The organism is Halobacterium sp. CBA1132 (assembly GCF_001485535.1).
GTDB lineage: Archaea > Halobacteriota > Halobacteria > Halobacteriales > Halobacteriaceae > Halobacterium.
In genome coordinates this window covers 2,353,896-2,377,744 of record NZ_BCMZ01000001.1, presented here as the reverse complement: position 1 = coordinate 2,377,744, position 23,849 = coordinate 2,353,896, and the positions used below count along the sequence as shown (strand labels likewise).

The following is a 23,849-nucleotide window of genomic DNA, read 5'->3' as shown; positions in this document are numbered from 1 at the left end:
CGCGTTCGTGATTTGTTAGACTCACCGTGTGCGTTCTCAGTGACAGCGACGGCACTTCCTCGGAAGCCCCGGGACGCTCGCGGTCGCTCGCGGGCATATCTGCTCGCTACGCTCGCAGATAGCGGCCCGCGAGACGACCACGTAAACGCGAGCGTCCCGCCCCTTCCAGTCCCGGAAGACTCACTGCGTTCGTCTTCCGACCCTCGCGAACGCATACGTTCGCTCAGTCCTCCCGTAGCCGGTTGGTCGGCCGGTAGTTGGGCGGGTGGACTGAAAGGGGCGAGACTCCGGACGAAGGCGGCCGAAGCAAGCACCGCAGGCCGGAGGCCGAGGAGCACAGCGTGGCCCCCGAGTCCGGAGTCTCGGGGCTTTCGAGGTGTTGTAATGCCCGCTGTCGTCGTTCGGCACGAGAGCGAGTCAGCGCGAACTACAAGAAGGAAAACCTAGTTCCCCGTGCCACACCTACCCAGAGCACATGCGTATTGCCGTGCCCAACAAGGGCCGCTTGCACGACCCGACGCTGGACCTCCTCGACAGAGCCGGTATCGGCGTGGAGAGCGGCGCCGACCGCCAGTTGTACGCCGACACCGTCGACCCCGAGATTACCGTGCTGTACGCGCGGGCGGCGGACATCCCGGAGTACGTCGCGGACGGCGCGGCGGACCTCGGCATCACGGGCCTCGACCAAGTGCGGGAGTCCGGCGTCGAGAACGTCGACGACTTGCTCGATCTCGACTACGGGAAGTGCCGGCTGGTGCTGGCGGCGCCCGAGGACGGCAGTATCGACGCCGCCGCCGACCTCGCAGGGAAGACCGTCGCGACGGAGTTCCCGACGATTACGCGGGCGTACTTCGACGGGAAGGACGTCGACCCGGACATCGTGGAGGTGTCTGGCGCGACCGAACTCACGCCGCACGTGGAGATGGCCGACGCCATCGTCGACATCACGTCGACGGGGACCACACTCCGGGTCAACCGCCTGAAGGTCGTCGACGAGGTGTTGCAGAGTTCCGTGCGGCTGTTCGCCCGCGATGACGTCGTCGACGACCCGAAAGTCCAGCAGGTCCAGACGGCCTTGCAGTCCGTGCGCTCGGCGGAGGGCAAACGCTACCTGATGCTGAACGCGCCCGAGGAGAACCTCGACGCCATCGAGGACGTGATTCCGGGCTTGGGCGGGCCGACCGTGCTAGATGTCGACGAACCCGGCATTGTGGCTGTCCACGCCGTCGTCGAGGAACGCGACGTCTTCGAGGCGGTCAACGACCTCAAACGCGAAGGCGCGACCGGTATTCTCGTCACGGAAATCGAGCGCCTCGTCGAGTAGTCACCGGAGGAAATTGACGCGCTGGACGGCTCTCGCGGCGGACGCGGTGAGCGGGTAGGCGACGAATCCGAGCACGCTCAGGCCCGCGAGCGCGAGCGCCGCGAGTCGCAGGTCTTGGGGTGCGTCCACGGTGATCGAGAGGACGGCCGCGCCGGTCGGTGACAGCCACGCGCCCGCTGCCGCATCGGGGTCGCCGAGCGCGTGGTACGCGCCGAGGAGGACCGCGGCGATGCCGAACACGGCGGCGACGTCGGCACCGGGCTTGTGGACGTAGGAGGCGGCGTACGCGAGCGCGGCGGCGGTGAGTGCGAGGGTGCTCGCGCGGAGCACGCGCCGCTCGTAGCCGTTCATGTCCTGTAGTACTCGGGACCGGACAAAAAGCGGGGTGCGCGTTTTCTGTGCGTGAAACTCAGGTCGGCGCGGTGCCCGACAGCGCCAGCAGGTACGCGGTGGACAGCACGAGCGCCAGCGTCACGACGTAGTGCATCACGACGACGAGCGCTGCGGTCCGGTACTTCACGCGGTAGACCGCGTGGACGGCCGCGAGGTCGGCGGCGAGGCTGACGGCGATGATGACCGCCGGGTTGTACCGCACGAGCGCGACCGTGACGACGGCGGGCGCGACGCCGACGAGGAGCGCGCGCTTCCACGGGACGTCGCCGAGCATGTACGTCGCGGCGACGTGCGCGGTGAACGCGAACAGCAGCCAGCCGCCGACGAGCGTGCCGACGTACTGGCCGAGCGTGCCGGGCGCGGGCTGGACCTGGAGGACGACCACGTCGCCTTATTCGAGGAGGCCGAGTTCTTCGAGCCGGGAGACGATCTTGTCGACGGCGTGCTCGGCGTCCTCGGGCTTCTTCCCGCCGGTGATGACGAGCTTGCCGGAGCCGAACAGCAGCGCGACGACTTCGGGTTCGTCGAGGCGGTAGACGAGGCCGGGGAACTGCTCGGGCTCGTACTCGATGTTCTCGAGACCGAGGCCGATGGCGATGGCGTTGAGGTTGAGCTGTCGGCCCAGGTCCGCCGAGGTGACGATGTTCTGGACGACGATTTCGGGCTCCTCCTCGACTTCGATGGAGAGCTCGCGGAGCTTGTCGAAGACGATGCGGAGGCTCTCGTGAACGTCGTCGGTCGATTTCGCGCCGGTGCAGACGATTTTGCCGGACCGGAAGATGAGCGCGGCGCTCTTGGGGTCCTGCGTGCGGTAGACGAGGCCGGGGAACTGCTCGGGGTCGTAGTCGGCCCCCTCCAAGTCCATCGCGACGCTCTGGAGGTCGAGCTCCTGGCCGATGCCGGTGGAGGCGACCACGTTTTCAATATTGATGGTTTCCTTGGGGTCGGTCATCGTACGGTTTAAATCACGTATTTAAGGTTTATAAAGGTTGGTAGTCCGGGGAGTAACGCCTCAAGTACCCCGCGATGCCGGCAGGCTAATTGCCCGGCGGCGTCCACCTCCCGACGTGTTCGTCCTCGAACTCGGCGGCGCCGACGACGACTTCGCCGCCGCCGAAGCCCGCGCCGCCGCGACCGACGTCCGGGTCGCGGCCCCCGGTATCGGTCTCGCCAGCGACGTCGACCGCGAGCGCTTCCGCGGCCTCGCGTACACGCACCGCGCTGGCGACCACGTCGCCACGACCGACGCCAGCATCGACGCCGCCGTCGACGCGCTCCGCGACGCCGCCCTCGACCGCGAGGGCTCCGTCGCAGTCCGCGCACGCAACGTCCGCAACACGACCGACGTGGACACCCAGCAGGCCGAGCGCGACCTCGGCGGCGTGCTCGTCGACGCCGGCTTCGACGTGGACTTAGACGACCCCGACCACGAGCTCCGGGCGTCGTTCAGTAACGACGCCTGCTTCCTCGCGTGGCTCGCCGCCGAGTCCGTCCGGGACTTCGGCGAGCGCAAACCCACCGACCGCCCGTTCTTCCAGCCGGGGAGCATGGACCCGCTGCTGGCGCGCGCGCTCTGCAATCTCGCGGGCGTCCAACCCGGCGATGTCGTCCTCGACCCGATGTGTGGCACCGGCGGCGTGCTCATCGAAGCCGGCCTGCTGGGCGCGCACCCGCTCGGCACCGACGCCCAGTCGAAGATGGTCGCCGGCGCCCGCGAGAACCTCGCCGCGTGCACCGACGACTTCGACATCGCGCGCGCCGACGCCACCCGGCTCCCGCTCCGGGAGGGCGCGGCGGACGCGGTAATCTTCGACGCGCCGTACGGCCGCCAGTCGAAAGTCGAGACGCACGACCTCGCGGACCTCGTCGCGGGCGCGCTCAGCGAGGCCCGCCGCGTCACCGACCGCTGCGTGCTCGTCGCGGACCGCGACTGGCGCGAGGAGGCCACGGACGCCGGCTGGACGGTCGTCGAGCGCTTCGAGCGCCGCGTCCACCGTTCGCTCACGCGACACGTTCTCGTTCTCGACTGACACGAATGTACTAATAGACAGTTGACACTAACGGGGGCGCCCGTACGGCGCTATCGCGGTGTCTCACCGACGGCTAGGGGTTGTGCTAATTAGCCCCACGACACTGAACACCGGATAAGGTTTATGGCCACGTGTTCCTTCCATTACCCCATCCGCAGCGAAGCAATTGCGCGTCTCAGTGTCGTCGCTCTCGCGGCGCTGCTGCTCGCGGGCGCTGCCGTTCCGGCAGCTGCGACCGCTGACGACCCGACGGCGACACCCGGAGACACCGACCTCGAAGAGACACACTCCGACAGCGACCAGTCCGGCACCGCGCCGCTCGCGCTCTCCATCAGTCCGAAGCGCGCGCTCGTCTCGCTGGCGTTCCTCGGCGCCGTCGCCGCCCGCAGACGCCGAACTCCCGTCTGACGGCTCGCTACCGGTAGCTGTCCGCGACGACCGCGACCGCGAACGACGCCGCGAGCACGACCAGCACGCTCGTCGTGTGCTCGTAGACGGGCACCAATTCCAGCACGCGAATCGTTCCGACCGCGAGCACGTACCCCAAGAAGCAGACGAACCAGACGCTCCCGTACGCCACCGGGAGGTCGTCGGCGGCCGCCGCCCACCCGACGACGAACCCCGGGCCGAGCACGACGAGTAGCTGCCACCACGGCGTTGCCGGGCCGGCGACCGCGCTCACGGCCAGCGACAGCGGCAGCGCCACCAAGAGGACGGCACCGACGACGATTCCGACGCGCTCGAACTGGTCGGCGAGAGACACACCGACTGTCCGTGGCCGGCGTTGAAAAGTCTCCCCCTCCGTCAGGCGTCTCGGCCCAACTCCGCGAGCAGCCGCCCGACCTGAATCCGGCCGCTGTTCCCCGCGTGCAGGTCGAACTCCACGTCGCCCGCGAGCCGGTGGAGTCGCGAGAGTTCCTCGCCGTCGTAGCGAGAGCGCCCGACGCGAAGCACCTCTTCGAGGACTTCCTCGCCGCTGAGGCCGTCGTCGACGAGCAGGTCGTCGAGCGTCGAGCGCGCGTCCGTGAACTCGCCGGCCTCCGCGTCGTCCAGCATCGACGTGATCTGGTCGTCGGCGCCGACGTCCTGCAGCGTCTCGTAGGCCGCGTTCATCGTCACCGCGCCCTCTTGTTCGGCGGTCGTCTGCGCGCCCAAGACGGCCTTCCGCAGGTCGCCGTCGGCGTACCCCGCGACGAACTCGATGCCGTCCTCGTCGTACTCGACGCCTTCCGCTTCCACGATGTCCCGGAGGACGGCCGTAATCTCGTCGGGCGTCGGCGCGCGCACCGAGACGGGGAAGCAGCGCGACCGAATCGGCGGAATCAGCTTCGACGGCTGTCGGGTCGCGATGACGAACTGCGTCGCCTCGTGGTGGCGCTCCATCACGCGGCGCAGCGCCTGCTGGAAGTCCTCCCGGATGGCCTCGGCGTTGTCCAGCAGAATCGTGTTGTACGACCCGGAGACCGGCGGATAGCTCGCGGACTCCTTGAGCACGTGGTTGATGAGGTCCGCCTTCGAGGAGTTCCGGCGGCGCTTCGAGGAGATGAACTGCGAGAACCGCGGGTCCTCGCTGACCTCTTTTTTCGTCATCCCGAAGAAGTCCTGCACGTTCAGCTCCACGAGGTCGTTGTCGGCGTCCTCGTGGGCGTGCTCGGCGAGCGCGCGCACCGCCGCCGTCTTCCCCGCGCCCTCCGGGCCGTAGACGACCAGATTCACGGGCTCGTCGGTGGCGTCCCGCAGGCGGTCCCGCAGTTCCTCCTGCGGGAGGTCGGCCAGCGACGGCGCGTGCGCGTCTACCCACAGCGGCTCGTCCATTACCTGGCAGTAGCCGCCACGGGGCTAAGAAAGAGTCGGTCCGTCGGGCTACGCCGCTGTGGTCGCGTTCCCGCCGCCGTCCATGCCGCTGCCGTCACCGCTCATGCCGCCGCCGCTGCCGTTCATGCTACCGCCGCCCGCTTCCCCACCGCCCATTCCGCCGTTGCCACCACAGGTTCCGTTGTGCTGGCCGCAGCGGTGACGCTGGTGGACGTGGTTGATGGGCTGGTGCGGGCCGGACTCGCCGGCGTTCGGCCGGAGGACGTACCGCCCGCTCCCGGTCTCGTGGACGCGAATGTCGTAGACAAACGACACCGTCTCGTTGGCCTCGACGGTGAACTCGCTGTTCAGGTGGAGGCGTTCGGAGGGGAGTCGCACGTCCGCGGCCTCCCCGGAGGTCAGCGTCGCGTCGATGCCGTCGATCCGCACGAACACCGTCTCGTAGGTGTCCGATGGGACGCTCAGGTTCCCGACGAGGCTGGCGTTCTCGCCCTCGAGGCGCGTGAGGTCGACGGTCCGGTTGTCCACGTCCCGGGTCACCCACGACTCGTTCTCCGTGGCGTTCGCGGGGTGGACGGCGATTTCCGTGATGGTGACGTTGAGGTGTTGGAAGTCCTCGATAGCGCCGGGCTGGTCGCTGACGTACATCTCGACGGTGCCCTCGCCGCCGTCGCCGCCGAAGAAGCCCGTGCAGCCCGCCGTGACGAGCAGCGCCGCCACCGCGAGCGTCGCGACTGTGCGTGACATGTGCGGAGCCACGTCGCCAGTCCGGGAAAGCGCTCTGGCCGCTGGCCCGCCTGCGCCCGCATCGGTGGGGTTTTGCGCGCGGCGCGCCCACGTTCGGGCATGACTCTGCAGGCTACGTTCCTCGGGACGAGTGGCGCCGTCCCCACGACCGAACGCAACCCCAGCTCGGTGTTCGTGCGCCGGGAGGGTGACGCGTTCCTCTTCGACGCCGGCGAGGCGACCCAGCGCCAGATGATGCGGTACGGCACCGGCTTCGACGTCTCCGACGTGTTCGTCACGCACGCCCACGGCGACCACGTCTTCGGGCTGCCGGGACTCGTCCAGACGTGGGACTTCAACGACCGCGAGGACCCCCTGACGATTCACGTCCCCCGAGGCCTCCGCGACCAGATAGAGGCGCTCGTGTTCGCCGTCGGCGGGGACGTCGGCTTCCCCGTCCGTATCAGCGAGGTGAGCGCGGGCGAGACCGTCCTCGACCGCCCCGAGTACGAGGTCCGCGCGTTCGACACCGCCCACCGCACGACCTCCGTCGGGTACGCGCTCGTCGAGGACGACCGCAAGGGCCGCTTCGACCGCGAGAAGGCCGAGGAACTCGGCGTCCCCGTCGGCCCGAAGTTCTCGAAGCTCCACGAGGGCAACGCGGTCGAACTGGAGGACGGCACCGTCGTCCGCCCCGAGCAGGTCGTCGGCGACCCCCGCCCCGGTCGCAAACTCGTCTACACGGGCGACACGCGCCCCCACGACCCCGTCGTCGCCGCCGCGGACGGCGCCGACCTCCTGATTCACGACGCGACGTTCGCGGACGATGCCGCCGACCGCGCCGCCGACACCGGGCACTCCACCGCGGGCGAGGCCGCTGGCGTCGCCGCTCGTTCCGACGCTCGCGCGCTCGCGCTCACTCACGTCTCCTCTCGCTACGCCGGGGACGCCCGCGAACTCCGCGAGGACGCCGAAGCCGCCGACTTCGACGGCGAGGTGTTCGTCGCCCACGACGGGATGACCTACGACGTGCCGTTCCCCGACGCCGACTGACTCAATTCTCGCGGGCGGTCCAGTACGAGCGCACGGTTAACAGGAATGCCGCGAGGAACGCGAACATCCCGAGGCCGTACAATAGGAAAGTGAGCCCGCCTCCCGGGGAGAGCGAAATCGAGTCGACGTGGCCCTCGTGGCGGAGCACGTAGTACGTGCCGTCTTTCACGACGACGCGCCCGGTGAGGTCGTCGAGGAGGCCGGTCTCGGCCGGCCGGTGGCCCTGTGGGTCCGCGACGGTCGCGTCGAAGGCGTCGCGCTGCCGGTCCGAGAGGCTGGTGTAGAGGACGGCGTCGCGGTGGACGAGGTGCCGTGCGACCGTCTCCCTGTCGACGGCGGTCGCGCTAACGGTCGTCGTGTTGTCGGTCGCGTTCACCCCGATGCGGTAGTACGGGGGTGCTGCGTCGCGGTCGGTCACCACGTAGCGGTGGTTCGCAGCAATCCGGTGGAGCGTGAATGCGGTGTCGGTGTCGTTCGTGCTCGCGTTCCCGCTCTCGATGGCGCGTTCGAGGACTACCGCCGCCGGCGAGGACGCTCGGTACTCGTCGCTTTGGGCGGCGTACTCGCCGGTGAGACTCGTCGTTTCCACGACGCCGTCGTCACCGAGCGCTCGGATAATGGTGGCCTGGCCGCTGGCGTCTGCGGGGTCGACTGCCGTCGTGCTGTACACGTTCGCCGAGCGGGAATCCCCGTCGTCGGCGAGGTGGGGGACGTACAGCGGGTTCACGAGAAGGACGGCCGCGAGGAGCGCGAGGACGGCGGCGCGGCGGGCGCGGGCGGACATATCGGTACGTCAGCACGTTCCGAGTAAACCCTTTGTGGAGACGCTAGGCGGCGCGCACCCCCGTCCCGCCGTGCACTTATTAGTCGTCGCGACCTACTTTTGGTAACGTGAGTACCCGCACGAGCGCCCTCGACGCCCGCGTGTTCGGCGTCGACGTGCAGAGCGGTGACGTGCGCGGGGACGCCCCATCCTACGCGCTCGTCGTCTTCGACGGAGAGACAGTCGAGCGCGACGTAGTGAGCCGGCGGAAACTCCTCCGCCGCGTGGACAGCGAGGAGCCCGCGATTCTCGCGACCGACAACATGTACGAGCTGGCCGCGGACAAGGACCAACTCGTCCACTTCCTGCGCGGGCTCCCCGAGGAGACGAAGCTCGTGCAGGTCACCGGCGACGAGCGCCCCGAGCCGCTCTCCCGAGTGGCGAAACGCCACGGCGTCCCGTACGGGAAGCCAGCGATGGAGGAAGCCGAAGCCGCCGCCCGACTGGCCGCGCGCAACGTCGGCTACGAGGTGTCGGCGTTCACCGACGAGACCACCGTGAAGGTCGCGCGCGGCCGCTCGACCGGCGGCGGTGGCGGGTGGAGCGAGGACCGCTTCACGCGCCGCATCCACGGTTCCGTGAAGCGCGTCGCCCGCGAGGTGGAGTCCGACCTCGACGACGCCGGCCTCGACTACGAGCGCGAGGTCACCGAGAAGTACGGCGGGTTCGCGAACGCCGTGTTCACCGTGCAGGCCCGCCCCGAGGACATCCCCGTGAGCAACCGCCGCTCCGGGGACACGCGCGTCGAGGTCGAGCCCGTGCGCCGGGACGGCATCGAGTTCAAGCCGCTGGCGCGGCGCCGCGACCGCGTGTTCGTCGGCATCGACCCCGGGACGACCACCGCGGTCGCGCTGGTCGCGCTCGACGGCCGCGTGCTCGACGTCACGAGCACGCGCACCGCCGACACCGCCGACGTCATCGAGTGGATTATCGAGCGCGGCCGCCCCGTCGTCGTCGCCGCGGACGTGGAGCCGATGCCCGCCACCGTCGAGAAGATTCGCGCGAGCTTCGACGCCGCCGGCTGGGCGCCCGACGCGGACCTCCCGGTCGACGAGAAACAGCACCGCACTCGCGAGGAGGGCTACGACGACGACCACCAGCGGGACGCGATGGCGGCCGCGCTGTTCGCGCACGACGCCCACGCCGACCAGATTCGGCGCGCCACCGAGGAGACGCCGCCCGACCTCGACCGCGGCGAGGTCGTCTCCCGCGTCGTCGGGGACGACGAACCGCTCACGGCGGTCCTCGACGACCTCACGGAGACCGACGACCCCGAGGAGGAGGAAGTCGAGCACGAACCCCGCGAACTCACCGACGAGGAGCGCCGCATCCGGGACTTGGAAGCACAAGTCACCCGCCTCCAAGACCACGTCGCGGACCTCGAAGCCGAACTCGACGAGAAGGACGCCACCATCGAGGAGTACGAGGAAGAACTCTCGGAGGCCCGCCGCGAGGAGCGCCAGGAGGCCCGCGAGCGCCGCGAACTCACGCAGCTCCAGTGGGAGAACGACCGCCTCGAAACCGAACTGGAAGAGGAGCGCGAGCGCGCCGACGAACTCGAGGGGAAACTCGAACGCCTCAAAGACCTCTGGAAGCTCGACCACTCGAACCTCGGCGACGTGGAGGGGAGCGGCGATCTCGTGGCGGTCAAGCCCGTCGACCAGTTCACCGTCGACGCCATCGAGACCGCCGACGACGAGTACGGCATCGCCACTGGCGACGTCGTCTACCTCCGGGACGCGTCCGGCGCGGGCCGCTCGACCGCCGAACTGCTCGCGGAGTTCGACCCGCGCGTCGTGCTCCGGTCGGGCGGCCTCTCGGACGCCGCCGACGAGGTCCTGTTCGAGCACGAGATTCCGGTCGGCCCCGCCGACGACGTGACCATCCGCGAGGTCGACGAACTCGCGGTCGCGGACGAACGCGAGGTTGAGGCCGTCATCGCGGACTGGCGCGAGCGGAAGGCCGAACGCGAGCGCGAACGCAAGGAGAGCATGGTCGATTCCATCATCAGCGAGCACCGCGCCGACCGCGACTGACCCTCACGCGTCGGGCTGGTAGTCGCTGCCGACGACCTCGCGGATTCGCTCTGCCGTCACTTGGCCGACGCCGTCCGCTTCGGTGAGGTCGTCCTCGCGCGCGGTCATCACGGCTTCGACGGTGCCGAATGCTTCGAGGAGCGAGCGCGCGGTCACCGGGCCGACGTCCGCAATCGAGGAGACGACGTACTCCTGCTGTTCGCCGAGCGTCTTCGCGGCCTTCTCGCCGTGCGCGCTCACCTCGCGGTCGTTGTCCGTCTGCTCGCGCTCGGCGATGGTCTGAATCATCTCCGCGGTGTCGTCCTCGCCGCGCGTGTGGACGACGCTGACGCCCCAGTCGACGGCCAGCGACGCCAGCGTCGCGCGAATCGCGTTCGGGTGGACGTTGCGCTCCGCGTAGAGGTCGCCGTCGCCCTCCAACAGGAGGACGGGCCGCGTGTAGTGGCGCGTGAGGTCTTTGGCCTGCTCGAAGATGGAGCGGTCGCCGCCCAACAGCGTGTCGAGGAAGTCGGCGTGGGACTTCCGCTCGATTGCCACGCGGTCCGAGAGCACGTAGTCGCCCACGGACAGCGTCTCCAAGCGCGTGTCGACGATGTCGCGCTTCGAGAGGTCGCGGGCGATGTTCGAGTCCAGTTCGCGCTGGTCGACGACGACTTCGACGCCGTCCTCGTCGTCGTGTTCGGCGTTCGCGGCCACCCCCTCGTCGGCCTCGCTGCTCTCCACGCTGTCGGGGTCCGGCGCGTCGAAGTCCGTCAGGCCCGCCTGCGCGTCGCCCTCGCTGGCGCCGCCGTCGGCTTCCGCCGCAAGGGATTCGCCGCTGGCGTCCTCGTCGCCGTAGTCGTCGAGCGCGCGCTGGCTCTCCCCGAGGTCGCCTTCGAGGTCGTCGGCGACGCCCTTCAACTCGCGGAGTTCGTCCTCCATTTCCTGTTCGCGGCGCTGGGAAATCCAGAAGTACGCCTCGTCGCGGGTGTCCTCGGCCATCAACACGACGACTTTCCCCTCGGTCTGTCGGCCCGTCCGACCCTTCCGCTGGACGGAGCGAATCGCCGTCGGCACCGGCTCGAAGAACAGCACGAGGTCGACCTCCGGCACGTCCAGTCCCTCCTCGGCGACGCTCGTCGACACCAGCACCTCGAACTCGCCGCTCCGGAACTCCGCGAGCGTCTCGCGTTGCTCTTTCTGCGTCATCCCGTCGCTGCCGTCCGCGTCGCCCTGCCCGACGAAGCGCCGCGTGTCGAAGTGCTGTCCGAGGAAGTCGGTGAGCGCCTCCGCGGTGTCACGCGACTCCGTGAACACGATGACGCGCTCGCCCTCCTCGATGCCCAGCGTCTCCGCGAGCAGCATTCTCGCGCGCCGGAACTTCGGGTGGAGACCGTCGAAGTCGTCGGCGCGCCGCATCGCCTCCTTGACTTTCGGCTCGGAGACGAGTCGCTGGCTCGCCTTCGACGCCCCCGACGAGCGCGCGGCGTTACGCTGGCGCTCGAAGTACCGCCGCACTGATTCGACGCTCTGGGTCTCGACGAGTTCGACCGCGCGCCGGAGCTTCATCACCTCCGCGTGGACGCTCATCCCCTGGTAGCCCTCGCTCTGGTCGTTGTCGATGAGCTCCTGGAGTTTCGCGCGAATCTTGTTCAAGTCCTTCTGAGAGACGTCCGGGCTGGAGACCCGCGTGACCCCCAACTCCCGGAGTTTCTCGAGTCGCTCCTCGATGACCTCGTTGATAGCGTCCCGAACCTCCAGAATCTCCTCGGGGAGTTCGATGCGCTCCCACTGGACGTCGGTGTCGTACGTGTGTTCGCCGACGTCGGCATCGTCCTCGGTCATCACCTCGACGTTCCGCACGCCGAGGTTCTCGCAGACCGTCCGAATCTCCTCCTCGTTTCCCCCGGGCGACGCGGACATCGCCGTCACCAGCGGGGTCGCCGCGTCGGCGTGGTAGCGCTCCGCGATGTACGTGTACGCGTAGTCGCCGGTGGCGCGGTGGCACTCGTCGAACGTGCAGTGGACGACGTCGCGCAGCGACACGCGGCCGCCCACGAGGTCGTTCTCCACGACCTGCGGTGTGGCCACGACCACGCGCGCGTCGTTCCACATCTCCGCCCGGTCGTCCGGCCGCGTCTCCCCCGTGAACACGACGATTTCGTCGTCGGGGACGGTCAACGCTTCCCGGTAGAACTCGGCGTGTTGCTCGACCAGCGGCTTCGTCGGCGCCAGCAGGAGGGACTTCCCGCCCGCGTCGTCGGCCAGCCGGTACGCCGTCACGAGCAGGCTCACCGTCGTCTTCCCCAGTCCCGTGGGGAGGCAGACGAGCGTGTGGTCTTCCCGCGCGGCGGCCGCGAGCTGTAGCTGGTACTGGCGCGCCTCGATGACGCCGCCGGCCAGCATCGGGTGGTCGACGTACGCGGACTCCGACATTCGCGCAATCGTACGTCGCTCACGTGGTTAAGCGTTCGCGTAGCGAGGTGAAAGTAGTCGCGTCGCGGGGGTCGGCGTGTGCCGGAGAGAACCCGAGTCAGTACACGTCGTCGGGGTCGAAGATCTTCTCGCCGACGACGTCGCCGTCGAGCGTGCGGTGGAAACACGAGTGGTGGCCGGTGTGGCAGGCGCCCCCGTTCTGGTGGACGCGGTAGAGGAGCGCGTCGCCGTCGCAGTCCACGCGCACCTCCTCGATCTCCTGCGTGTGGCCGCTGGTGGCGCCTTTCTCCCAGAGTTCCTCGCGGGACCGCGAGTAGTAGTGCGCGCGCCCGGTCTCGACGGTCTTCTCGACGGCCTCGCGGTCGGCGTACGCGAGCATCACGACCTCCTCGGTCTCGACGTCCTGGGCGACGACGGCGACGAGGCCGTCGTCGCCGAAGTCGAGGTCGACTTCGAACTCCATACGGGAGCGAGGAGTGCCGGCCGGTTAGCGGTTACGTCCGCGTCACGCCGGCACGAGGCCGAGCGCGTCCATCACCCAGAACAGCACGTCGCCGCCCGTGAGCGCGACCAGCAGGCCGACGAACAGCGGGATGATAAACGGGACGCCCGGTGTCACCCACACCTCCTCGCGGTCGACGATTACGTCGAGACCGTCGCGGAGGTCCGCGGGCGTGGTGCCGTACGCCGTGCTGTCGATGTCGTCGAGGAACGCGGCGGCGCCCCACGGGTCGCCGCTGCCGTCGGTGACGACGGCGCCGCCGGTCGGGTCGTTGGGGTCGTCGGGGAGCGTCGCGGGGTCGCGCAGTCCGGGGTTCTCGCGGAGGGCCGCGAGGTCGAGGCCGCGCCACCGCAGGTACATCCGCAGCGCGTCCAAGTCGAGGCCGTCCCGGGTGAAGCCGTCGTGGGTTTCCAGCAGGCTGCCGTGGATGTCGGTGAGGTCGGCGACGGGAGCGCGGCGCCCGACGAACATCACGACCGAGAACTCCCGCGAGACGGCGTTGCGAACGCCGAGTACGAGCGGGTACGCCAGCCCGAGGATGACGGTGTTCGTGAGAATCGTCAGCGAGAACACGCCGAGCGCGGTCTCCACGACCGGCAGCGAGTACCCCAGCAGTTCGTACGTCGGGTACGTCGGGAAGACGACCGCTAACGTCATAAACGCGCGGGCGTCGGCGCCGCCGAACCCGCCGACGTACCAGAACGCGTACGCGAGGGGGACGACGAAGAGGAGACTGAACGCCACGCGCACCGCGAACGGCTGGAAGGCGTACGGCGTGCCGAACGCCGTGTAGCCGTCCCAGACCACGAGGACGGCGCCGAGCAGGACGAGCGGCCGCCAGAGACCGTTCGGGACGCGACGCGTCCGCCAGTCCCGGAGCGCCGCCCAGCCCAGCGCCGGCACGACGAGCAACCGCAGGAGGTCGGGTATCGAGGCGTCCACTACCGGGTGTCGGGAACGCCGCCGGTTTAGGTGTTGTCCTTATTCGCAGACGGCGCCGCGGCTGCTCGCTGTCGGAAGCAGAGCCGCCGCTCTCGTCGGTCGACGACTCGAAAAAGTGCTGGGTCGAAGACCCGCGTTCCCGCTTAGATGACGCGGTTCTGCAGGTAGTCGAGGTGCTTGGCGTTGTAGACGATTTTGACCTCGTCGGCCGCCGGGGAGCCGATGCAAGTCAGGCGGACGTTCTTCTCTTCGACTTCCTCGTCGGAGAGAATCTGCTGCATGTCCATGTCGATTTCGCCTTCCTTCACGATGGACGCGCAGTTCGCACACGCACCGGCGCGGCACGAGAACGGCCAGTCGTAGCCCTGCGCCTCGGCGGCTTCGAGGATGTACTCGCCTTCCGCAACGTCGAGCGTCCCGTAGTCCTCGTCGTCGAGGCCGGCGTCTGCCGCCTTCTCGAAGAGGTCGTCGTCGTCCATGTCCCAGCCCTGGTCGTCCAGCGTCTCGTAATTGAGGTATTCAACCGTCGGCATCGTTCGAAGCGTTCGCAGTCCGCCGGCATAGTAGTTTTCGTTCTCGACGAACCCGTGGAATTGCCGCGTCGCCCCACGAACGTTCGATTTCCGGGGATTCGCCAGTGACGGGACGCTTTTAGGTGAGCCGTCCGCACACCACCGTATGGCGTTCGAGTCCTTCGAGGTCGTACCGGCGGTGGACATGCAGGACGGCGAGGTCGTGCAACTCGTGAAGGGCGAGCGCGGTACCGAGCGGCGGTACGGCGACCCCGTGGAGGCCGCCCAGCGGTGGGTGTCGGCGGGCGCCGAAACTCTCCACCTCGTCGACCTCGACGGCGCGTTCGAGGGCGAGCGCGGGAACGCCGACGCCGTCGAGCGCATCCTCGACGCGACGAACGTGGACGTGCAGGTCGGCGGCGGCATCCGTAGCGTCGCCGACGCCACCGAACTCTTAGCGCGCGGCGTCGACCGCGTCATCCTCGGCACGGCGGCCGTCGAGAACCCCGAAATCGTCGGCGAAATCAGCGCCGAACACCCCGGCAGCGTGATGGTGAGCCTCGACGCGAAGGACGGCGAAGTCGTCGTCGAGGGATGGACGGAGGGCACGGGCCTCGACCCCGCGGAGGCCGCCCAGCGCTACGCCGACCTCGGCGCCGGTTCGATTCTGTTCACGAACGTCGACGTGGAAGGCCAGCAGGCCGGCGTCGAGACCGACCCCGTACAGCGCCTCGCTGACAGCGTGGACATCCCGGTCGTCGCGAGCGGCGGCGTCGCCGAAATCGACGACATCCTCGCGCTCCGCGACGCGGACGCGGCCGCCGTCGTCGTCGGCACCGCCCTCTACGAGGGTAACTTCACGCTCGAAGAAGCGAAGGACGCCCTGTAGTCGCTGCTTCTGCGTCCCGGATTACAGCCGACTGACCAGCCGGAAGAGGTGGGAATGAAAGGGGCCGACCGGTCGCGGCGCGTGCCGACGTAAGCACTGCAGCGACCGAAGGGAGCGAAGCGCGCAGCGAGGCAGGTGCCGCGAGCGGGAGGGGGCTTTCGAGGAAGCGTCGTCGTGACCGAAAAGAGGAGCGAGTTACAGTCTACCTAGCAGGCGGAACGGCCTTGTACGCGGACGCCGACACCCCGTACATGACCGACCGGACGGCCGCCGTGAGTCGCGCGACGGCGGAGACGGACATCGACGTGACGCTGGACGTGGACGGGGACGGCGACAGCACCGTCGACACGGGTATCGGCTTCTTCGACCACATGCTGGCGTCGTTCGCCAAACACGGGCTGTTCGACGTGACTGTGCGGTGTGACGGCGACCTCGAAATCGACGACCACCACACGGTCGAGGACGTCGCAATCACGCTCGGGGAGGCGTTCGCGGAGGCGCTCGGTGAGAAGCGCGGCATCGAGCGGTTCGCGGACCGCCGCGTCCCGCTCGACGAGGCTGTCGCGTCGGTCGTTGTCGACGTCTCCGGGCGGCCGCTCTACGAGTTCGACGGGGTTTCCGAGGACGACGCGTTCAGCGAGCCGTACGTCGGGGAGTTCACGAGTACGATGGCGCGGCACTTCTTCCGGTCGCTGGCGATGCACGCCGGCCTCACGCTGCACTGCGAGGTGGAGGGGGAGAACGCTCACCACGAGATAGAGGCGCTGTTCAAGGGCGTCGCGCGGGCGCTGGACGACGCGACGCGCGTCGACGAGCGGCGCTCGGGCACGCCGTCGACGAAGGGGGAACTCTAAATCGTTCGTAGGCCCGCTGCGGACTCCTCGACGTCGCCGTTCTCGACAGCGGCTTCGACGGCGTTCTCGAACTCTCGGCCGCCGAGGTCGTAGGCGTTCGTCGCCAGCGCCCGCAAGTCCTCGCGCGGCATCGCGCCGTCGCGGTTCTGGAGCAGGCGAATCACTTGCGCGTAGCCCGACGGCCGGCGCTTCGACTGCGTGGCGCTGCTGTCGTCGGAGTCCTCGGTGTCGTCGTCCTCGCTCCCGTCGTCCGCTACTTTGTCGCTGTCCTCGTCGTCCGCATCCTCGGATTCGCTCGCGGGCTGAGATTCGATGACGATGCCGTCCTCGGTGCTTTCGTCGGACGCTTCGCTCTCGGCGGCTGAACTGTCGCGTTCGGGCGTGGCTTCGGCGTTGTCGTTCACCTCGCTCCGTTCGGGAGCGCTGTCGGGGCCCTCGGCGGCGGCGTCGAGCAGCGGGTCGACGACCGACTGGAGGGTCGCCCGGCAGTCCGCGCAGAGCGCGAGGCGTCGGGACTCGCCGGCGACGGACGCGGGCACGACCTCGTAGACGCCGTCGGCGGCACCACCACAGAAGTCACACGTGTCGAGTTGACGCATGCACGACCGGACGGGGCGGGGCGGCAAAAGTCCTGCCGAGCGGCGCGCACCCACACCGTTTTGCCCGCCGGCCGCCTGCGTCGTCGTATGTTCGAGGACATCATGCAGAAGTTCGCGGGCAGCCCCGGCCAGCAGGCCGTCATCCGGCTGCTGCTCGAACGCGGGTTCTCCGTGAACGACGACGGCCGCGTGGTCTCGGGTGACATCGAGATTCCGTACACGCAGGTCGCCGACGCCGCGGGCGTCGACCGCCGCGTCGTCGACTCCACGACGGAGGCCATCCTCGCGGACGACGAACTGCGCCGCATCTTCCAGAACATCAGCCAGATTCCGAGCCTGATGGACCTCGCGCCCGTCCTCGACCTCACGGTTGTCACCGTCGAGGTGCAGGACGCCGACGAACCCGGCATCGTCGCGGCGGTGACGGGGCTGCTCGCCGAGCATGGCATCAGTATCCGTCAGACCATCAGCGAGGACCCGGAGTTCACGGACGAACCACGGCTCTACCTCGTCACGGACGAGGACCTACCCGGTGACGTGTTGACGGCGCTGATGAACGAGTCGTTCGTGCGCTCGGTGGAGCTCTCCTAAGGCTCGCCGACGACGCTCGCGATGACGAAGAGGTAGCCGACGGTCGTGAGCGCGTAGTTCACCGTCAGGAGGACGATTGCGTGCTGGAAGTCCAGCCCGAACGCCGACACGGTGGTGGCGATTGCTGCTGCGACGATGATGCAGAAGCCAAGCGACAACAACAGCATCTCCCGGCGTTCGGTCTGGAGGTAGGCGTTGGCAGCTATCGCTACCATCGCCAGTCCCGAGAGGGAGAGCGCGATGCTGAAGAACACGTAGACGAGTTCCAGCGACGTCAGCGCAGCCATCGAATTTGTCTTTCGCGAGCGGACGCATAACCCTTTGGGAGCCGGCGCTAGGCGGCGATTACGGCGGCACGCGCGCGTCTGCCGCTCGGCGAACGCGCGCGGTCGACCGCAAGCGGGAACCCGCTCGCACCCCGAGTCGGGGACGTGACTGACGCGTACCTGACTGTCGCCGGCCGCGGTGAGGCGGACTTCGAGGTACAGGGCTCGGAGTTCATTGGGTACGTCGCGCCCGCGCCGACCGTCGAGGACGCGGAGGCGTTCGTCGAATCCGTCGAGCGCGAGCACGCCGACGCCACGCACAACGTACCCGCCTACCGGGTGCGCGTGGAGTCCGGTGGCCCGGGGGACGGGTACATGCTGCGGGAGTACCAGTCCGACGACGGCGAGCCGACGGGGTCGGCGGGCAAGCCCGCGCTGAACGTCCTCCAGCAGCGCGACGTGGAGAACGCGGTGGTGGTGGTGACGCGGTACTACGGCGGCACGAACCTCGGCGTCGGCGGCCTCGCGCGAGCGTACTCGCGGGCCGCGAAGGACGCCATCGACGCGGCGGGCGTCGTCGAGGAGCGGCCGCAGGAGCGCTTCACTGTCACCGTCGAGTACGACGACTCCGGCACCGTACGGGGGATTCTGGAGAGCGCGGACTGCGAGTTCGACGGCGACTACGGCGAGCGTGTCGCCTTCGACGTCACCGTCGCCGTCGAGGACGCCGCCGACCTCCGCGAGCGCATCCAGAGCGCGACCAGCGGGCGCGCGGCCGTCGAGTGACCTTCGGGGAGGCAAACGACTATGCGCGCGCCGGGACTGCGTTCTGCCATGAAAACGGTCGAAGCCAGCGACTACGTCGAGTTCTCGCGGCTCTCCCATCCGGCGGTGTCGCCGGACGGCGAGCGCGTCGCGTACGTCCAGCAGACCCCGGAATCCGAAACCGACTACGAGGCGGCCGTCCACGTCGCGCCGACTGACGGCGGCGACCCGAAGCGCTTCACGGTCGCGGAGGGCGTGGACTCGGAACCCGCGTGGAGTCCCTCGGGGGACCGCATCGCGTTCGTGTCTACGCGCGGCGCGCGTGGGCGGCAGAACCGCCCACGGAATGACGGGGCCGGTAAAACCGGCCCCGCAAGCGACGACCGACCCCAGTTGTGGGTGGTCCCCACCGACGGCGGTGAAGCCGAACAGGTGACCGACGTCGTGGGCGGCGTCTCCGGTATCGCGTGGGGTCCCGAGGGCGAGCAAATCGCGTTCGTGCAGTCTGTGCGCCCCGAGGAGGCCGAGGCGGGCTACGACCTCGCCGTGGACGACGAGTACGAGCGCGAGGACCCCGACCCGCGGGTCATCGACCGCCAGGTCTACCGCTCGCACGAGTCCTACGCCGACGGCGCGCGCTCGCACGTCTACACCGTGGACACCGACTCGGGCGACGTCGAGCGCGTGACCGAGGGAGCGGTCGACTGTCTGCGGCCGGCGTGGGGCGAGACCGACCTCTACTACCCGATTCGGTACGGCAGCGACGACGACCTCCGCTGGGAAATCGAGGCCTACGACCCCGAGAGCACGACGACCGAGACCGTCACCGTCGTCGAGGGGTGGGGGCCGACGCTGGCCGTCGACGCCTCGCGCCCGCACGACCGCATCGCGTACACCACGACCCCGGAGGACGACCCGACGCTCGCGCAGACCGAAATCGAGGTGTTCACGCGCGAAGCCGGCGACGTCTCGAAGCCGACCGAGACGCTCGACCGCGACCTCGAACTGTGGAACGCGAGCCACGCGCCCGAGTGGGGGCCCGACGGCGACTTCCTCTACGGCTGCACGCCCGACGAGGGCGGCTACGTGCTGCGGCGCCTCGACCCGAAGGATGGGTCGGTCGACGTCGTGCTCGGTGGCGACCGCCACGTCCACGGGTTCTCCGTGTCGCGGGACGCGGTCGGCGTCGTGCAGTCCGAATGGGACCATCCCGGCGACGTGGTGGCGGCGACGCCGGGCGGCGCCGAGGAGGTGAAACTGACGCGCGTGAACGCCGACTACCTCGACGAGCGCGCGGTCCGCGAACCCGAGGAACTCCGCTTCCAGTCCGGGGACGCCGAGATTCAGGGCTGGGTGTTGACGCCGCCCGATTTCTCTCTGGAGGAGGAGTACCCGCTCGCCGTCGAAGTCCACGGCGGCCCCCACCGGATGTGGTCGACGACGGGGTCGATGTGGCACGAGTTCCAGACGCTGGCCGCGCGCGGCTACGTCGTCTTCTGGTGCAACCCGCGCGGCTCCACGGGCTACGGAGAGTCGTTCATGACCGAAATCGAGCGCGACTGGGGGGACGCGACGATGCAGGACGTGATGGCTGGCGCCCGCGAGGTGGCGGCCCGCGAGTACGTCGACGAGGACGACGCGTTCGTTACGGGCGGGAGCTTCGGCGGATTCATGACGAGTTGGCTGGTCGGCCACACGGACTTCTTCGCGGGCGCGGTCGCCCAGCGCGGCGTCTACGACCTCACCGGCTTCTACGGCTCCTCGGACGCCTACAAGCTCGTGGAGGGGGACTTCCGCGCAGCGCCGTGGAGCGAGCCCGAGTTCCTCCGGGAGCAGTCGCCCGCGGCGTCCGTCGAGTACGTCGACACGCCGACGCTTTTGATGCACGCCGAGCAGGACTACCGCACGCCCGCCAACACGGCCGAACTGTTCTATCGCTCCCTGCAGAAACACGACGTGGACACGCGCCTCGTGCGCTACCCCCGCGAGGGCCACGAACTCTCACGGTCCGGCGAACCCGGCCACGTCGTCGACCGCATCGAGCGCATCGTCCGGTGGTTCGACGGCTACTCCGACCACCACGGCGCCGAGCGCGCGCTCGACCGCTCCCGAAACGACGGCCTCACGGCCGGCAGCGAAGACGACGGCGAGAACGAGTAGTTCGAACGACTCCCGAGGGATACCGAGAGATACCCGGGTCGGCTTCGGGAGCGCCCGGGCAGCGGAGAAACCGTGCGACTGCGGCGGTGTCGGGAGGTGAAACGGAGGGGTGCGTTCAGTCGACGATGATGTCGGTATCGCTGTCCTCGTCGTCGATGACGGTCCGCTCGGGTTCCTCTTCCTCGGGGCGCATCTCCTCGTCGTAGCGCTCGATCCAGTTCGCGAAACACTCGGGGCAGAGGCGCTGGCTGTCTATCTCCGAGCGGTCGACGGTCACGCGAACGGTCCGCGAGAGCGGGTCCGCGACCGCCTCCCCGCACCAGTCACACGGCTCCGTGTCCTCGCTCATGGCCACGACCAGAACGGGCGGCGCCTTATACGTGCGGGTCCGTCAGGTCGTGCGGAACGCGCGGTCGCCGGCGTCGCCCAGCCCCGGAACGATGAAGCCGTCGTCGTCGAGGTGGTCGTCGATGGCGACTGTCAGCAGGTCCGCCTCGGGGAACTGCTCGCCGACGCGCAGCAGGCCGTCGGGCGCGCTCACCGCCGACAGCACGAACAGGTCCTCGATGTCGTCGGGCGCCTCCTCGGAGACGTGGTCGAGCACCGTGCACATCGTCGACCCGGTGGCGAGCATCGGGTCCGCGACGATGACGGTGTCCTCGGGGCGAATCTCGGGGAGTTTCACGTAGTCGATGGTGATGGGGAACTCGCCGTCGTCGTCCATTCCGGCCTCCTCGTCGCGGCCCGCGCTGATGACGCCCTGCTTCGCGCGCGGGAACGCCTTCAGCAGACCCTCGACGAACGGCGTCGCCGCCCGCAGGACGTTGATGATGACGACGTCGTCGAGGCCTTTCACGCGCTCGCCGGTCGTCTCCGTGAGCGGCGTCTCGATGGCGACGAACTCCGTCTCCATCGCGCCGTCGATGATTTCGTACCCGCAGATGCGGCCGAGCTTCACGAGGCCCTTGCGGAACTCCACTTGCTCGGTTTCGACGTCGCGGAGCCGCGAGAGAGTGTCTTTCGCCAGTGCGTGCGTGAGCACGTTCGCGTCGCCGCGGTCCTCGATGGGCATACGTAACGCCGCGCCCCGAGTCCGCTTAAAACCCGCTATCGCTCGCGTCGAGTGCGGGACGAGCACACGACGCGACAAGATGTTTATTCGCGCGCGCCGTAAGCGTGGTAACGATGGAGGAGAGCGTCGCCGGGTTCAAGGAACGCGGCACGTGGGGCGACGTCGTCGAACACGGGGAGCGGGTAACGCAGGCGCTCCGCGAGGCCGACGCTCACGAGGCGTACTCGGACGCCTTCGAGGAGTGGAACGACTGGCGCCCGAAGTCACACGAACGCATCGAGGAGGAGGTCAGCGAGAAGACCGCCGAGCAGGCCAGTGTCGGTGAGGGCGAAGGCGAGAAGGAGGGCCAGTCGCCGGACGACGACCTCCAGACCGCGGGCGAACGACTCACCGAGTCCTACGAGGAACTCGAAGAGGGCGAGGCCGACACCGCCGTCGAGAAGTGGCAGGACACGCTCGGCCACGTCAAGCGCGCCGCTGACACCGCGGGCCGGCAAGCCCTCCGCAAGGTCGAGAACGTCGTCTATCAGCGCGTGATGACCCAAGTCGCGCCCTACTACTTCGACAACGACCTCGTGAGCGCGAACATCCAGCGCATCCGCAGCCAAGAGGAGTTCGTCTTCGAGGTGAACGTCAACGACGACGGCGTCAAGGACGGCGTCCGCGACCACCTCGAATCCTTCGACGACATCAACCGCTGGCACGTCGACACCGAGCGCGAGACCGAGACCGCCGAAGCCGTCGAGGGCGTCGAACCCCCCGAGCAGAACGTCGATGCGGAGGACACGACGTCGACGACGAACTGACCGGCCGCGCCGGCCTCGCAGGTCGGTAGTGTCTTAGGTCGTCCCCACGGACAGTCGTCGTAATGGCTGGAGCCGGACTCGTGGTACTCGTGGTCGCTGCGGTAGCGAGCCTGTTCATGGCGTGGGCTATCGGCGCCGGCTCCTCCGGGTCGACGCCGTTCGCGCCCGCGGTCGGCGCGAACGCGATCACCGTGATGCGCGCCGGGTTCATCGTCGGCATTCTCGGGTTCGCCGGTGCCGTCTTTCAGGGAGCGAACGTCTCCGAGGCGGTCGGCGGCGAACTGCTCGTCGGCGCGACACTGTCGCCGCTGGCCGCCACAACTGCGCTCATTATCGCGGCGACGCTGGTCGCCATCGGCGTGTTCGCCGGCTACCCGATAGCGACCGCGTTCACCGTCACCGGCGCCGTCGTCGGCACCGGACTGGCGATGGGCGCCGGGCCGGCGTGGGCGAAGTACCAGCAGATTGCGACGCTGTGGGTGCTCGTGCCGTTCGTCGGCGGCGGCATCGCGTACGCCACCGCGCGCGGCCTGCGCGGCATCGACCGCGACACGCAGACCGTACCCGTGTTGAGCGCCGTCGTCGGCGCCATCCTCGCGAACGTCCAGTTCGTGTTCCTCGGGCCGCCGGGAACGAGTCAGTCGCTCGCCCGCGCGGTCGCAGTCAGCGTCGGCCAGTTCGAACTCGCGGTCCACGCGGGCGTCACGCTCCTCTGCGCGCTCGCCGTCGCGCTCGTCCTCTACCGAGACCTCAAGGGCGACCCCGAGCGCGGCCAGCGCCACTTCCTGCTCGCGCTCGGCGGCCTCGTCGCGTTCTCTGCGGGCGGCAGCCAAGTCGGGCTGGCGGTCGGCCCGCTGCTCCCGCTCGTCGGCGGCGACGTCCCGCTGACGTACGTGCTGGTCGGCGGCGGCATCGGCCTGCTCGTCGGGTCGTGGACGGGCGCGCCGCGCATGATCAAGGCCATCAGTCAGGACTACTCCTCGCTGGGGCCGCGGCGCTCCATCGCCGCGCTCATCCCGAGTTTCGCCATCGCCCAGACCGCCGTCTTCTTCGGCATCCCCGTCTCGTTCAACGAAATCATCGTCAGCGCCATCGTCGGCTCGGGCTACGCCGCCTCGACGGGCGGCGGCGTCAGCAAGCGCAAGATGCTGTTCACGGTGCTGGCGTGGGTGGCGTCGCTGGCGCTCGCGCTCGGCGTCGGCTACGGCGGGTTCCTCGCTGTCGACGCAGTCTTCTAGCAGTAGTCGGATTCGGCTTCTTGATTCAGCGTCGTCGG

Annotated in this window: 27 protein-coding genes; 12 read left to right on the top strand and 15 right to left on the bottom strand. The window is 69.0% G+C overall.

Features of this window, described 5'->3' with window-relative positions; translation table 11 throughout:
• Positions 1 to 475 precede the first annotated feature (475 nt).
• Complete coding sequence (hisG, locus tag AVZ66_RS12495) at positions 476 to 1,324, top strand: ATP phosphoribosyltransferase (RefSeq protein WP_058984406.1); 849 nt, start codon at positions 476 to 478, stop codon at positions 1,322 to 1,324.
• Here hisG and AVZ66_RS12490 read toward each other — a convergent pair whose 3' ends face one another.
• The 3 genes from AVZ66_RS12490 to AVZ66_RS12480 are packed head-to-tail and all read right to left on the bottom strand — an operon-like array spanning position 1,325 to position 2,669.
• Positions 1,325 to 1,675 carry a hypothetical protein gene (locus AVZ66_RS12490; protein ID WP_058984405.1) on the bottom strand — a complete coding sequence of 117 codons (351 nt, stop codon included), beginning with the start codon at positions 1,673 to 1,675 and terminating at the stop codon, positions 1,325 to 1,327.
• A gap of 58 nt (positions 1,676 to 1,733) precedes the next feature.
• Positions 1,734 to 2,102, bottom strand: coding sequence for a hypothetical protein (locus AVZ66_RS12485; protein WP_058984404.1), 369 nt, complete (start codon positions 2,100 to 2,102; stop codon positions 1,734 to 1,736).
• Positions 2,103 to 2,108: 6 nt separating this feature from the next.
• The gene (locus AVZ66_RS12480) at positions 2,109 to 2,669 is read right to left on the bottom strand and encodes a TATA-box-binding protein (RefSeq protein ID WP_058984403.1); all 561 of its coding nucleotides are present in this window, start codon (positions 2,667 to 2,669) and stop codon (positions 2,109 to 2,111) included.
• 115 nt (positions 2,670 to 2,784) lie between these two features.
• Here AVZ66_RS12480 and AVZ66_RS12475 point away from each other — a divergent pair, with 115 nt between their 5' ends.
• Together AVZ66_RS12475 and AVZ66_RS12470 are read left to right on the top strand one after the other, a co-directional pair.
• A complete protein-coding gene (locus tag AVZ66_RS12475) occupies positions 2,785 to 3,747 on the top strand; it encodes a TIGR01177 family methyltransferase (protein ID WP_058984402.1) in 963 nt (320 codons plus the stop codon).
• Positions 3,748 to 3,870: 123 nt separating this feature from the next.
• The gene (locus tag AVZ66_RS12470) at positions 3,871 to 4,155 is read left to right on the top strand and encodes a hypothetical protein (RefSeq protein WP_058984401.1); all 285 of its coding nucleotides are present in this window, start codon (positions 3,871 to 3,873) and stop codon (positions 4,153 to 4,155) included.
• Positions 4,156 to 4,162: 7 nt separating this feature from the next.
• On the opposite strand, the gene AVZ66_RS12465 is transcribed toward AVZ66_RS12470, so the two are convergent.
• Genes AVZ66_RS12465 through AVZ66_RS12455 form a run of 3 tightly spaced genes read right to left on the bottom strand, consistent with a single transcriptional unit; the run spans position 4,163 to position 6,309 of the window.
• Entirely contained in the window at positions 4,163 to 4,510 is a 348-nt protein-coding gene (locus AVZ66_RS12465; protein WP_058984400.1) for a hypothetical protein, read from the bottom strand.
• A gap of 41 nt (positions 4,511 to 4,551) precedes the next feature.
• On the bottom strand, positions 4,552 to 5,562 hold the full coding sequence (locus AVZ66_RS12460) for an AAA family ATPase (RefSeq protein ID WP_058984399.1): 1,011 nt from the start codon (positions 5,560 to 5,562) through the stop codon (positions 4,552 to 4,554).
• Positions 5,563 to 5,610: 48 nt separating this feature from the next.
• Positions 5,611 to 6,309, bottom strand: a complete 699-nt coding sequence (locus tag AVZ66_RS12455) for a DUF4382 domain-containing protein (protein WP_058984398.1) — start codon at positions 6,307 to 6,309, stop codon at positions 5,611 to 5,613.
• A gap of 99 nt (positions 6,310 to 6,408) precedes the next feature.
• Here AVZ66_RS12455 and rnz point away from each other — a divergent pair, with 99 nt between their 5' ends.
• Positions 6,409 to 7,341 carry a ribonuclease Z gene (rnz, locus tag AVZ66_RS12450; RefSeq protein ID WP_058984397.1) on the top strand — a complete coding sequence of 311 codons (933 nt, stop codon included), beginning with the start codon at positions 6,409 to 6,411 and terminating at the stop codon, positions 7,339 to 7,341.
• A gap of 1 nt (position 7,342) precedes the next feature.
• Here the strand turns inward: rnz and AVZ66_RS12445 are convergent, their stop codons facing one another.
• Positions 7,343 to 8,125 (bottom strand): hypothetical protein, encoded by a 783-nt coding sequence (locus tag AVZ66_RS12445; RefSeq protein WP_058984396.1) that lies wholly within the window; start codon positions 8,123 to 8,125, stop codon positions 7,343 to 7,345.
• A 107-nt stretch (positions 8,126 to 8,232) separates the two neighbouring features.
• Here AVZ66_RS12445 and AVZ66_RS12440 point away from each other — a divergent pair, with 107 nt between their 5' ends.
• Positions 8,233 to 10,200, top strand: coding sequence for a DUF460 domain-containing protein (locus AVZ66_RS12440; protein ID WP_058984395.1), 1,968 nt, complete (start codon positions 8,233 to 8,235; stop codon positions 10,198 to 10,200).
• 3 nt (positions 10,201 to 10,203) lie between these two features.
• Here AVZ66_RS12440 and AVZ66_RS12435 read toward each other — a convergent pair whose 3' ends face one another.
• The 4 genes from AVZ66_RS12435 to fer2 form a co-directional block, all read right to left on the bottom strand.
• Positions 10,204 to 12,615 carry a DEAD/DEAH box helicase gene (locus AVZ66_RS12435; protein WP_058984394.1) on the bottom strand — a complete coding sequence of 804 codons (2,412 nt, stop codon included), beginning with the start codon at positions 12,613 to 12,615 and terminating at the stop codon, positions 10,204 to 10,206.
• 97 nt (positions 12,616 to 12,712) lie between these two features.
• Entirely contained in the window at positions 12,713 to 13,078 is a 366-nt protein-coding gene (gene hisI, locus AVZ66_RS12430; RefSeq protein ID WP_058984393.1) for a phosphoribosyl-AMP cyclohydrolase, read from the bottom strand.
• Between the two features lie 42 nt (positions 13,079 to 13,120).
• Positions 13,121 to 14,059, bottom strand: a complete 939-nt coding sequence (locus AVZ66_RS12425; protein ID WP_058984392.1) for an A24 family peptidase C-terminal domain-containing protein — start codon at positions 14,057 to 14,059, stop codon at positions 13,121 to 13,123.
• A gap of 143 nt (positions 14,060 to 14,202) precedes the next feature.
• Positions 14,203 to 14,592, bottom strand: a complete 390-nt coding sequence (gene fer2, locus AVZ66_RS12420; protein WP_058984391.1) for a ferredoxin Fer2 — start codon at positions 14,590 to 14,592, stop codon at positions 14,203 to 14,205.
• A gap of 145 nt (positions 14,593 to 14,737) precedes the next feature.
• On the opposite strand from fer2, the gene hisA reads away from it, so the two are divergent.
• Together hisA and hisB are read left to right on the top strand one after the other, a co-directional pair.
• Positions 14,738 to 15,460 (top strand): 1-(5-phosphoribosyl)-5-[(5-phosphoribosylamino)methylideneamino]imidazole-4-carboxamide isomerase, encoded by a 723-nt coding sequence (gene hisA / locus AVZ66_RS12415; RefSeq protein WP_058984390.1) that lies wholly within the window; start codon positions 14,738 to 14,740, stop codon positions 15,458 to 15,460.
• 251 nt (positions 15,461 to 15,711) lie between these two features.
• Complete coding sequence (gene hisB / locus AVZ66_RS12410; RefSeq protein WP_058984714.1) at positions 15,712 to 16,314, top strand: imidazoleglycerol-phosphate dehydratase HisB; 603 nt, start codon at positions 15,712 to 15,714, stop codon at positions 16,312 to 16,314.
• Here the strand turns inward: hisB and AVZ66_RS12405 are convergent.
• On the bottom strand, positions 16,311 to 16,913 hold the full coding sequence (locus AVZ66_RS12405) for a hypothetical protein (protein WP_058984389.1): 603 nt from the start codon (positions 16,911 to 16,913) through the stop codon (positions 16,311 to 16,313). The two genes, hisB and AVZ66_RS12405, sit on opposite strands and share 4 nt — an antisense overlap.
• Positions 16,914 to 17,000: 87 nt before the next feature.
• On the opposite strand from AVZ66_RS12405, the gene AVZ66_RS12400 reads away from it, so the two are divergent.
• Positions 17,001 to 17,504, top strand: coding sequence for an ACT domain-containing protein (locus tag AVZ66_RS12400; RefSeq protein ID WP_058984388.1), 504 nt, complete (start codon positions 17,001 to 17,003; stop codon positions 17,502 to 17,504).
• Here AVZ66_RS12400 and AVZ66_RS12395 read toward each other — a convergent pair.
• The gene (locus AVZ66_RS12395) at positions 17,501 to 17,791 is read right to left on the bottom strand and encodes a hypothetical protein (protein WP_197407766.1); all 291 of its coding nucleotides are present in this window, start codon (positions 17,789 to 17,791) and stop codon (positions 17,501 to 17,503) included. The two genes, AVZ66_RS12400 and AVZ66_RS12395, sit on opposite strands and share 4 nt — an antisense overlap.
• 144 nt (positions 17,792 to 17,935) lie before the next feature.
• Here AVZ66_RS12395 and AVZ66_RS12390 point away from each other — a divergent pair, with 144 nt between their 5' ends.
• Together AVZ66_RS12390 and AVZ66_RS12385 are read left to right on the top strand one after the other, a co-directional pair.
• Positions 17,936 to 18,556, top strand: coding sequence for a YigZ family protein (locus AVZ66_RS12390; RefSeq protein WP_058984387.1), 621 nt, complete (start codon positions 17,936 to 17,938; stop codon positions 18,554 to 18,556).
• 48 nt (positions 18,557 to 18,604) lie between these two features.
• Positions 18,605 to 20,695: a S9 family peptidase gene (locus AVZ66_RS12385; RefSeq protein ID WP_058984386.1), complete on the top strand. Its 2,091-nt coding sequence runs from the start codon at positions 18,605 to 18,607 to the stop codon at positions 20,693 to 20,695.
• Positions 20,696 to 20,810: 115 nt separating this feature from the next.
• Here AVZ66_RS12385 and AVZ66_RS12380 read toward each other — a convergent pair whose 3' ends face one another.
• Together AVZ66_RS12380 and upp are read right to left on the bottom strand one after the other, a co-directional pair.
• Positions 20,811 to 21,050, bottom strand: coding sequence for a hypothetical protein (locus tag AVZ66_RS12380; RefSeq protein WP_394326153.1), 240 nt, complete (start codon positions 21,048 to 21,050; stop codon positions 20,811 to 20,813).
• A gap of 36 nt (positions 21,051 to 21,086) precedes the next feature.
• Positions 21,087 to 21,767, bottom strand: coding sequence for a uracil phosphoribosyltransferase (upp, locus tag AVZ66_RS12375; RefSeq protein WP_058984384.1), 681 nt, complete (start codon positions 21,765 to 21,767; stop codon positions 21,087 to 21,089).
• Between the two features lie 113 nt (positions 21,768 to 21,880).
• Between upp and AVZ66_RS12370 the strand changes: the two genes are divergently transcribed.
• Together AVZ66_RS12370 and AVZ66_RS12365 are read left to right on the top strand one after the other, a co-directional pair.
• Positions 21,881 to 22,573 (top strand): DUF5828 family protein, encoded by a 693-nt coding sequence (locus AVZ66_RS12370; protein ID WP_058984383.1) that lies wholly within the window; start codon positions 21,881 to 21,883, stop codon positions 22,571 to 22,573.
• 62 nt (positions 22,574 to 22,635) lie between these two features.
• Positions 22,636 to 23,811 (top strand): inorganic phosphate transporter, encoded by a 1,176-nt coding sequence (locus AVZ66_RS12365; RefSeq protein ID WP_058984382.1) that lies wholly within the window; start codon positions 22,636 to 22,638, stop codon positions 23,809 to 23,811.
• The last annotated feature ends 38 nt before the right edge of the window (positions 23,812 to 23,849 follow it).

Bases quoted from the DNA above. Each gene is read 5' to 3' on its own strand.
- AVZ66_RS12365 (WP_058984382.1), top strand. From the start codon at position 22,636: ATGGCTGGAGCCGGACTCGTGGTACTCGTGGTCGCTGCGGTAGCGAGC.
- AVZ66_RS12385 (WP_058984386.1), top strand. From the start codon at position 18,605: ATGAAAACGGTCGAAGCCAGCGACTACGTCGAGTTCTCGCGGCTCTCC.
- AVZ66_RS12470 (WP_058984401.1), top strand. From the start codon at position 3,871: ATGGCCACGTGTTCCTTCCATTACCCCATCCGCAGCGAAGCAATTGCG.
- fer2 (WP_058984391.1), bottom strand. From the start codon at position 14,592: ATGCCGACGGTTGAATACCTCAATTACGAGACGCTGGACGACCAGGGC.
- AVZ66_RS12370 (WP_058984383.1), top strand. From the start codon at position 21,881: ATGGAGGAGAGCGTCGCCGGGTTCAAGGAACGCGGCACGTGGGGCGAC.
- AVZ66_RS12400 (WP_058984388.1), top strand. From the start codon at position 17,001: ATGTTCGAGGACATCATGCAGAAGTTCGCGGGCAGCCCCGGCCAGCAG.
- AVZ66_RS12395 (WP_197407766.1), bottom strand. From the start codon at position 17,791: ATGGCTGCGCTGACGTCGCTGGAACTCGTCTACGTGTTCTTCAGCATC.
- rnz (WP_058984397.1), top strand. From the start codon at position 6,409: ATGACTCTGCAGGCTACGTTCCTCGGGACGAGTGGCGCCGTCCCCACG.
- AVZ66_RS12480 (WP_058984403.1), bottom strand. From the start codon at position 2,669: ATGACCGACCCCAAGGAAACCATCAATATTGAAAACGTGGTCGCCTCC.
- hisG (WP_058984406.1), top strand. From the start codon at position 476: ATGCGTATTGCCGTGCCCAACAAGGGCCGCTTGCACGACCCGACGCTG.
- upp (WP_058984384.1), bottom strand. From the start codon at position 21,767: ATGCCCATCGAGGACCGCGGCGACGCGAACGTGCTCACGCACGCACTG.
- AVZ66_RS12445 (WP_058984396.1), bottom strand. From the start codon at position 8,125: ATGTCCGCCCGCGCCCGCCGCGCCGCCGTCCTCGCGCTCCTCGCGGCC.
- hisI (WP_058984393.1), bottom strand. From the start codon at position 13,078: ATGGAGTTCGAAGTCGACCTCGACTTCGGCGACGACGGCCTCGTCGCC.
- AVZ66_RS12405 (WP_058984389.1), bottom strand. From the start codon at position 16,913: ATGCGTCAACTCGACACGTGTGACTTCTGTGGTGGTGCCGCCGACGGC.
- hisA (WP_058984390.1), top strand. From the start codon at position 14,738: ATGGCGTTCGAGTCCTTCGAGGTCGTACCGGCGGTGGACATGCAGGAC.
- AVZ66_RS12460 (WP_058984399.1), bottom strand. From the start codon at position 5,562: ATGGACGAGCCGCTGTGGGTAGACGCGCACGCGCCGTCGCTGGCCGAC.
- hisB (WP_058984714.1), top strand. From the start codon at position 15,712: ATGACCGACCGGACGGCCGCCGTGAGTCGCGCGACGGCGGAGACGGAC.
- AVZ66_RS12455 (WP_058984398.1), bottom strand. From the start codon at position 6,309: ATGTCACGCACAGTCGCGACGCTCGCGGTGGCGGCGCTGCTCGTCACG.
- AVZ66_RS12435 (WP_058984394.1), bottom strand. From the start codon at position 12,615: ATGTCGGAGTCCGCGTACGTCGACCACCCGATGCTGGCCGGCGGCGTC.
- AVZ66_RS12490 (WP_058984405.1), bottom strand. From the start codon at position 1,675: ATGAACGGCTACGAGCGGCGCGTGCTCCGCGCGAGCACCCTCGCACTC.